We start from the raw sequence: 7,920 nt of genomic DNA, 5'->3' as shown, positions 1-7,920 counted from the left end.
GGACATCCTCGGCTCGCAGGGAAAAGCGGCAATCTATCGAGGGACGCCTAAATGAAATGCCGGCCAACTCTCTTTGCGTTGAGGGATATTTCGCTCAAGTGTCCGGGCGCGTCGGGGGCGGTGAAACACCCGGTCACAAAGGTCGGCTCCGGGGCTAAATGAGGTTCCTTATCATCTGGAACCTCATTTCGCTACCCAGGAGCCGCCAGCATGTCGGTACGCAAAGGCCTTCTCGCTTCCCTCGCCCTCGCCGCACTGGCGGGCACCGCCCAGGCCGCCGACGAGGTGGTGGTCTACTCCTCGCGCATCGACGAGCTGATCAAGCCGGTGTTCGATGCCTACACGAAGAAGACCGGCGTGCAGGTCAAGTTCATCACCGACAAGGAAGCGCCGCTGATGGCGCGGATCAAGGCCGAGGGCGCCAACACCCCGGCCGACCTGCTGCTCACCGTGGACGCCGGCAACCTCTGGCAGGCCGAGAAGATGGGCATCCTGCAGCCGTTCGACTCGCCGACCCTCGACGCCAACATTCCCCCGCAGTACCGCTCCGGCACCGACAGCTGGACCGGCCTGTCGCTGCGCGCGCGGACCATCGCCTACTCCACCCAGCGGGTGAAGCCGGAGGAACTGAGCACCTACGAGGCCCTGGCCGACAAGCAGTGGGAAGGCCGCCTGTGCCTGCGCACGGCGAAGAAGGTCTACAACCAGTCGCTGACCGCCACCCTGATCGAGACCCACGGCGAGCAGAAGACCGAGCAGATCCTCAAGGGCTGGGTGGGCAACCTGGCCACCGACGTGTTCTCCGACGACACCGCGCTGCTCCAGGCCATCGCCGCCGGCCAGTGCGACGTCGGTATCGTCAACACCTACTACTACGGGCGCCTGCACAAGCAGAAGCCGGACCTGCCGGTGAAGCTGTTCTGGCCGAACCAGGGCGACCGCGGCGTGCACGTCAACCTCTCGGGCATCGGCCTGACCAGGCACGCGCCGCACCCGGAGCAGGCCAAGGCCCTGGTGGAGTGGATGACCGGCCCCGACGCCCAGGCGCTGTTCGCCTCGCTGAACCAGGAGTTCCCGGCCAACCCGAAGGTCGCGCCCTCGGAGGAAGTGGCGGCCTGGGGCAGCTTCAAGGCCGACAGCATCCCGGTGGAAGTCGCCGGCAAGCGCCAGGCCGAAGCCATCAAGCTGATGGACCGGGCCGGTTGGAATTGACCAGGAGCCGGAAGCCGGAAGCTGGAGGCTGGAGGTCGGCGTGGACCTGGCTTCCAGCTTCCGGCTTCTAGCTGCCAGCTAATCACTTATGCGCTGGTACCCCATCAGCTTCTCCATCGCCGCCCTGGTGGCGTTGCCGCTCGTCGTGCTGGCGCTGAGCTGGGGCGAGATCGACGCGGAAATCTGGGCGCACCTGTGGGACACCCAGCTGCCGCGCCTGCTGGGCAACAGCCTGGTGCTGGTGCTCGGCGTCGGCATCGGCGTGACCCTGCTGGGCACCAGCCTGGCCTGGCTCACAGCGCTCTGCGAGTTCCCCGGGCGGCGCTGGCTGGACTGGGCGCTGATGCTGCCCTTCGCCATCCCGGCCTACGTGCTGGCGTTCGTCTTCGTCGGCCTGCTGGACTTCGCCGGGCCCTTGCAGACGCTGCTGCGCGAATGGTTCGGCAGCGGCCTGCGGCTGCCCCGGGTGCGTTCCACCGGCGGGGTGATCCTGGTCCTGGTGCTGGTCTTCTACCCCTACGTCTACCTGCTGGCGCGCGGCGCCTTCCTGGCCCAGGGCCGCGGCCTCACCGAGGCGGCGCGGGTGCTCGGGCTGTCGCCCTGGCAGGCCTTCTGGCGCGTGGCGCTGCCCATGGCGCGGCCGGCCATCGGCGCCGGCCTGGCGCTGGCGATCATGGAGACACTGGCCGACTTCGGCGCCGTCTCGGTGTTCAACTTCGACACCTTCACCACCGCCATCTACAAGACCTGGTACGGCTTCTACAGCCTGTCCAGCGCCACCCAGCTGGCCAGCCTGCTGCTGCTCGGGGTGTTCCTGGTGGTGCTCGGCGAGCGCCACAGCCGCGGCCGCGTCGTGGCCGGCAGCGAGAAGCCGCGCACCGCGCCGCTGTACCGCCTGCGCGGGTTCAAGGCCTTCGCCGCCAGCGCCTGGTGCGGGCTGGTGTTCGCCTGCGCCTTCGCCATTCCCCTGGCGCAGCTGCTGGCCTGGTGCTGGCAGCGCGGCCGCTTCGACCTCGACGAGCGCTACTGGGGCCTGCTCTTGCACAGTCTCGGCCTGGGCGCCACGGCGGCGGCGCTGTGCGTGGCGGTCGGCCTGCTGCTGGCCTTCGCCCGCCGGCAGACGCCGGCGAGGCCGGTGCGCGCCGCGGTGGGCCTGGCCAACCTCGGCTACGCGGTGCCCGGCTCGGTGCTGGCGGTGGCGATCATGCTGGCCTTCAGCTGGCTCGACAACCATTGGGTGATCCCGCTCTCCAGCGCCCTGGGCGGCGCCGGCAAGCCGTTGCTGCTGGGCAGCCTGGGGGCGCTGCTGCTGGCCTACCTGATCCGCTTCCTGGCGGTGGCCGAGGGCCCGCTGGAAAGCACCCTGATGCGCATCCGCCCGTCCTTCGCCGAGGCTTCGCGCAGCCTTGGCGTGGCCGGGCCGGCGCTGTTCGCCCGCGTCTATCTGCCGCTGCTGGCGCCGGGGCTGATGAGCGCCGCGCTGCTGGTGTTCGTCGACGTATTGAAGGAAATGCCGGCTACCCTGCTGATGCGCCCCTTCGGCTGGGACACCCTGGCGGTGCGCGTGTTCGAGATGACCAGCGAGGGCGAATGGGCCCGCGCCGCGCTGCCGGCGTTGAGCCTGGTGCTGGCCGGGCTGCTGCCGGTGGTGCTGCTGATCCGCCGTTCCGCGGCCAGCGCGGCGGGGCGCGACTCGACCGTCGGCCGAGGTGTCCAGGCACCGGCCTAGCGGCTACAATGCGCCGGTTTCGTGCGGGCCGCCCTCGCGCTCCGCATCCGCCATTCCCGGAAGGAGAATACCCATGGGACAGCGCACCCCGCTCTACGACCTGCATGTCGCCCTCGGCGCGAAAATCGTCGATTTCGGCGGTTGGGACATGCCCCTGCACTATGGATCGCAGGTCGAAGAGCACCACCAGGTCCGCCGTGACTGCGGCGTGTTCGACGTCTCCCACATGACCGTGGTCGACGTCACCGGCCCGCAGTCCAGGGAATACCTGCAACGCCTGCTCGCCAACGACGTCGAGCGCCTGCAGGTGCCCGGCAAGGCGCTGTACAGCGCCATGCTCAACGAGCGCGGCGGGGTGGTCGACGATCTCATCGTCTACCTGGGCGTGTACGGCTACCGCGTGGTGGTCAACGCCGCCACCCGCGAGAAGGACCTGGCCTGGATGCAGGCCCACACCGAGGGCTTCGAGGTCCAGCTGCAGGCGCGCCCGGACCTGGCCATGCTGGCCGTCCAGGGCCCCAATGCGCGGGACAAGACCGCCGAGCTGGTGAGCCCCTCCCGCGCCACCCTGATCCGCGAGCTCAAGCCGTTCCAGGGCAAGGCCGACGGCGACTGGTTCATCGCCCGCACCGGCTATACCGGCGAGGACGGCCTGGAGATCATGCTGCCCGCCGCCGAGGCGCCGGGCTTCCTCAACGAACTGGTCGGCGCCGGCATTTCCCCCGCCGGCCTGGGCGCGCGCGATACCCTGCGCCTGGAAGCCGGGATGAACCTCTACGGCCAGGACATGGACGAAGAGATTTCGCCCCTGGCCGCCAACATGGGCTGGACCATCGCCTGGGAACCGGCCGGGCGCGATTTCATCGGCCGCCAGGCCCTGGAAGCCCAGCGCGCCGCCGGCGACCCGCCGAAGCTGGTCGGCCTGGTGCTGGAGGAGCGCGGCGTGCTGCGCGCCCACCAGGTGGTGCGGGTGGCCGGCATCGGCGAAGGCGAGATCACCAGCGGCAGCTTCTCCCCGACCCTCGGCAAGTCCATCGCCCTGGCCCGCCTGCCGGCGGCCACCGGCGACCGCGCCGAGGTGGAAATCCGTGGCAAGTGGTACCCGGTGCGCGTCGTTCAGCCGAATTTCGTGCGTCATGGCAAGGCCCTGATCTAAATTGCATAGGCGACCCGTCGTCGCCGCTGCCCCGTCCCCGAGGAAAACAAGATGAGCAACATTCCCGCCGACCTGCGTTACGCCGCCAGCCACGAGTGGGCGCGCCTGGAAGCCGACGGTACCGTCACCGTGGGCATCTCCGACCATGCCCAGGAAGCCCTGGGCGACGTGGTCTTCGTCGAGCTGCCGGAGCTCGGCAAGCAACTGAACGCTGGCCAGGAAGCCGGCGTGGTGGAGTCGGTCAAGGCCGCCTCCGACATCTACGCCCCGGTCGGTGGCGAGGTGATCGCCATCAACGAGGTCCTGGCCGACACCCCCGAGGAAGTCAACAACGACCCCTACGGCTCCTGGTTCTTCAAGCTCAAGCCGAGCAACCCGGCCGAGCTGGACAAGCTGCTCGACGCCGCCGGCTACCAGGCCGCCTGCGACGCGGACGCCTGATCGCCGCGCCGAACCCCCAAGGCCCCGCTCAGTCGGGGCCTTGTTCTTCCCGCCTGGCCTATCCTGTCTTGATCGTGCATTCCCGATCGAGGTCCAGGCCATGTCGAAAAGCCCTTCGCTGTCCCAGCTGAACCAGCCCGATGCCTTCCTGCGCCGCCATCTCGGCCCCGACGAGGCGGAGCGACGGACGATGCTCGAGGCCCTGGGCGTCGCCAGCCTCGACGACCTGATCGTACAGACGGTGCCGCCGGCCATCCGCCTGAACCGCCCGCTGGAGCTGCCGCCGGCGCTGGACGAGCAGGGCGCCCTGGAGAAGCTCAGGGGCTATGTGCAGCAGAACCAGCTGTGGACCAGCCTGATCGGCACCGGCTACTACGGCACCGTCACGCCCACGGTGATCCTCCGCAACGTGCTGGAGAACCCCGGCTGGTACACCGCCTACACCCCCTACCAGCCGGAGATCGCCCAGGGCCGCCTGGAGGCGCTGCTGAACTTCCAGCAACTGACCATCGACCTCACCGGCCTGGACCTGGCCAGCGCCTCGCTGCTCGACGAGGCCACCGCCGCCGCCGAGGCCATGGCCCTGGCCAAGCGCGTGGCCAAGGCCAAGAGCAACCTGTTCTTCGTCGACGTGAACTGCCACCCGCAGACGATTTCCGTGGTGCGCACCCGCGCCCAGGCCTTCGGCTTCGACCTGGTGGTGGACGAGCTGGACACGTTGGGCCAGCACACCGTGTTCGGCGCGCTGCTGCAGTACCCGGACAGCCGCGGCGAGGTCCGCGACCTGCGCCCGCTGATTGACGCCCTGCACGCCCGGCAGGCCATCGCCTGCGTCGCCGCCGACCTGCTCAGCCTGCTGCTGCTGACGCCGCCGGGCGAACTGGGCGCCGATGTGGTGCTCGGCAGCGCCCAGCGCTTCGGCGTGCCCATGGGCTACGGCGGGCCCCACGCGGCCTTCTTCGCCACCCGCGACGAATTCAAGCGGGCCATGCCGGGGCGGATCATCGGCGTATCCCGTGATGCCCGCGGCAACACCGCGCTGCGCATGGCGCTGCAGACCCGCGAGCAGCACATCCGCCGCGAGAAGGCCAACTCCAACGTCTGCACCTCGCAGGTGTTGCTGGCCAACATCGCCAGCCTCTACGCCGTCTACCACGGCCCCGAGGGCCTCAAGCGCATCGCCCGGCGCGTGCACCGGCTCACCGCCATCCTCGCCGCCGGGCTGTTCGCCAAGGGTCTCAAGCGCGTCAACGCGCACTTCTTCGACACCCTGACCCTGGAGGTGGGCGCGCAGCAGGCGGCCATCCTCGAACGCGCCCGCGCGGCGCGCTACAACCTGCGCATCGTCGGCGAGGACCGCCTGGGCGTCAGCCTGGACGAAACCTGCGGCGCCGAGACCGTCGCCACGCTGTTCGACATCTTCCTCGGCGCCGGCCACGGCCTGAGCATCGCCGTGCTGGACGCCGGCGACCTCTCCGACGGCATCCCCGGCACCCTGCAGCGCCGCTCCGGCTACCTGGGCCACCCGGTGTTCAACCGCCACCACAGCGAAACCGAGATGCTGCGCTACCTGCGCCAGCTCGAAGGCAAGGACCTGGCGCTGAACCAGGCGATGATCCCGCTGGGCTCCTGCACCATGAAGCTCAACGCCACCAGCGAGATGATCCCCATCACCTGGCCGGAGTTCGCCAACCTGCACCCCTTCGTGCCGCGCGAGCAGGCCGAGGGCTACCGGCTGATGATCGACGAGCTGGAGAGCTGGCTGCGCGCCATCACCGGCTTCGACGCCATCTGCATGCAGCCCAACTCCGGGGCCCAGGGCGAGTACGCCGGGCTGCTGGCCATCCGCAAGTACCACGAGAGCCGCGGCGAGGGGCACCGCAACGTCTGCCTGATCCCGTCCTCGGCCCACGGCACCAACCCGGCGTCGGCGATCATGGCGAGCATGCGCGTGGTGATAGTCGAGTGCGACAAGGGCGGCAACGTCGACCTGGAGGACCTCAAGCTCAAGGCCGCCGAGGCCGGCGCCCAGCTGGCCTGCCTGATGATCACCTACCCCTCGACCCACGGCGTGTACGAGGAGGGCATCCGCGAGATCTGCGAGGTTATCCACAGCCACGGCGGCCAGGTCTACATGGACGGCGCCAACCTCAACGCCCAGGTCGGCCTGGCGCGGCCGGCGGACATCGGCGCCGACGTGTCGCACATGAACCTGCACAAGACCTTCTGCATCCCCCACGGCGGCGGCGGCCCGGGCATGGGCCCGATCGGCATGAAGAAGCACCTGGCGCCGTTCGTCGCCAACCACCCGGTGATCCGCGTCGAAGGCCCCAATCCGCTGAACGACGCGGTCAGCGCCGCGCCCTGGGGCAGCGCCAGCATCCTGCCGATCAGCTGGATGTACATCGCCATGATGGGCCCGCAGCTGGCCGACGCCACCGAGGTGGCCATCCTCAGCGCCAACTACCTGGCCCAGCGCCTGGACGGCGCCTTCCCGGTGCTCTACCGCGGGCGCAACGAGCGCGTGGCCCACGAATGCATCCTCGACCTGCGCCCGCTCAAGGCGCAGACCGGGATCAGCGAGGAGGACGTGGCCAAGCGCCTGATGGACTACGGCTTCCACGCCCCGACCATGTCCTTCCCGGTGCCCGGCACGCTGATGGTGGAGCCCACCGAGAGCGAGTCGCTGCACGAGCTGGACCGCTTCGTCGAGGCCATGCTGAGCATCCGCGCGGAAATCGCCAAGGTCGAGACCGGCGAATGGCCGGCCGAGGACAACCCGCTCAAGCGCGCCCCGCACACCCTGGCCGACGTCACCGGCCCCTGGGAGCGGCCCTACGGCATAGCCGAAGCGGTGACCCCCAGCGAGCACACCCGCGCCTTCAAGTACTGGCCGGCGGTGAACCGGGTGGACAACGTGTTCGGCGACCGCAACCTGTTCTGCGCCTGCGTGCCGGTGGACGAGTACCGGGAGTGAGAAAATCCGCGCCTACGAAATACCGAGCCCCTGGGAGCGGGCCCTGCCCGCGATTCGCGCGCAGGGCGCGCTCCTACAAAGGCACGGTGTGGAGGCAAACCGTAGGATGGCGTTGAGCGCAGCGATACCCATCGCCGCGGCCGCATGGGTTTCGCAGGCTCAACCCATCCTACGGTCTGGATGAGATCCTACGAAATGCCGAGCACACTGAGCGGGCCCTGCCCGCGAATCGCGCGCAGGGCGCGCTCCTACAAGGGGGCGGTGTAGAGGCAACCGTAGGATGGCGTTGAGCGCAGCGATACCCATCGCCGCGGCCGCATGGGTTTCGCAGGCTCGATCCATCCTACGGTCTGGATGAGATCCTACGAAATGCCGAGCACACTGCGCGCCCTGCCCGCGATTCGC

General features: G+C 69.3%; 5 protein-coding genes. All 5 read left to right on the top strand.

Annotated elements, in window-relative coordinates; all coding sequences use genetic code 11:
• Positions 1-210 precede the first annotated feature (210 nt).
• The 5 genes from RN02_RS07950 (at position 211) to gcvP (ending at position 7,515) form a co-directional block, all read left to right on the top strand.
• Positions 211-1,212, top strand: a complete 1,002-nt coding sequence (locus RN02_RS07950) for an extracellular solute-binding protein (RefSeq protein WP_043314015.1) — start codon at positions 211-213, stop codon at positions 1,210-1,212.
• Between the two features lie 88 nt (positions 1,213-1,300).
• Positions 1,301-2,941, top strand: coding sequence for an ABC transporter permease (locus RN02_RS07945; RefSeq protein WP_043314014.1), 1,641 nt, complete (start codon positions 1,301-1,303; stop codon positions 2,939-2,941).
• 73 nt (positions 2,942-3,014) lie between these two features.
• A complete protein-coding gene (gene gcvT, locus RN02_RS07940) occupies positions 3,015-4,097 on the top strand; it encodes a glycine cleavage system aminomethyltransferase GcvT (RefSeq protein ID WP_043314013.1) in 1,083 nt (360 codons plus the stop codon).
• 51 nt (positions 4,098-4,148) lie between these two features.
• Positions 4,149-4,538 carry a glycine cleavage system protein GcvH gene (gene gcvH, locus RN02_RS07935; RefSeq protein WP_009615120.1) on the top strand — a complete coding sequence of 130 codons (390 nt, stop codon included), beginning with the start codon at positions 4,149-4,151 and terminating at the stop codon, positions 4,536-4,538.
• 100 nt (positions 4,539-4,638) lie between these two features.
• On the top strand, positions 4,639-7,515 hold the full coding sequence (gene gcvP / locus RN02_RS07930) for an aminomethyl-transferring glycine dehydrogenase (protein ID WP_043314012.1): 2,877 nt from the start codon (positions 4,639-4,641) through the stop codon (positions 7,513-7,515).
• The last annotated feature ends 405 nt before the right edge of the window (positions 7,516-7,920 follow it).

This window comes from Pseudomonas sp. PI1 (assembly GCF_000812405.1).
Lineage (GTDB): Bacteria > Pseudomonadota > Gammaproteobacteria > Pseudomonadales > Pseudomonadaceae > Pseudomonas > Pseudomonas citronellolis.
The sequence above is the reverse complement of the archived record's forward strand: the minus strand, read 5'-3'. Positions and strand labels throughout refer to the sequence as shown.

Coding starts and splice junctions, on each gene's coding strand:
- RN02_RS07950 (WP_043314015.1), top strand. CDS start 211: ATGTCGGTACGCAAAGGCCTTCTCGCTTCCCTCGCCCTCGCCGCACTG.
- RN02_RS07945 (WP_043314014.1), top strand. CDS start 1,301: ATGCGCTGGTACCCCATCAGCTTCTCCATCGCCGCCCTGGTGGCGTTG.
- gcvT (WP_043314013.1), top strand. CDS start 3,015: ATGGGACAGCGCACCCCGCTCTACGACCTGCATGTCGCCCTCGGCGCG.
- gcvH (WP_009615120.1), top strand. CDS start 4,149: ATGAGCAACATTCCCGCCGACCTGCGTTACGCCGCCAGCCACGAGTGG.
- gcvP (WP_043314012.1), top strand. CDS start 4,639: ATGTCGAAAAGCCCTTCGCTGTCCCAGCTGAACCAGCCCGATGCCTTC.